Raw genomic sequence first — 563 nt, forward strand, 5'->3', positions numbered from 1 at the left:
GTGAACGAAGTGAACCGCACCTGTACCACATGCCACACCCTTCCCCATCGAAAAGCCCCTTATTACACGTTACCTAGCAGACCTCACACCGTTAGCAAGCGCTAACTGCAACCAGAATTTGCAGAGCCTTTCGGATCTTTTTCCATGTTTTACAACCGCGGCGTCATTGCTTGTTTTTTCCCCGCTGAGTAACGAAATACAGAGCTAACGATGCGTGTCGTGCTGGCGTTTCTCCCGCTGTCAGCTTCTCCCACAGTCATTGCGCCGTGAGGACCCCCAGCGATGACAGCGAGCCGCAGGACAGGCATCACACCAAGAATCCTCTTGGCCGGTGGCTAACCGCTAACAGCCACCTCAACAAGACATGCTGACGAACAAGGAACAGTACGATGAAAAAAGTAATGGCTCTGATGATGACCCTGATGTTTGGTTTCGGTCTGGCTGGTTGTAACACCATTTCCGGTGCCGGTAAGGACATTGAGAAAGGCGGTGAAGCAATTCATAACTCCGCTGAAGACAATAAAACCTACTAAATAAAACCTACTCAATAAAACCTGCTAAAA

General features: G+C 49.6%; 1 protein-coding gene. It reads left to right on the top strand.

Annotated elements, in window-relative coordinates; genetic code table 11:
* Positions 1–389: 389 nt before the first annotated feature.
* A complete protein-coding gene (locus WH50_RS25880; RefSeq protein ID WP_104153659.1) occupies positions 390–533 on the top strand; it encodes an entericidin A/B family lipoprotein in 144 nt (47 codons plus the stop codon).
* The last annotated feature ends 30 nt before the right edge of the window (positions 534–563 follow it).

Source organism: Pokkaliibacter plantistimulans (genome assembly GCF_003194385.1).
Taxonomy (GTDB): Bacteria; Pseudomonadota; Gammaproteobacteria; order Pseudomonadales; family Balneatricaceae; genus Pokkaliibacter; species Pokkaliibacter plantistimulans.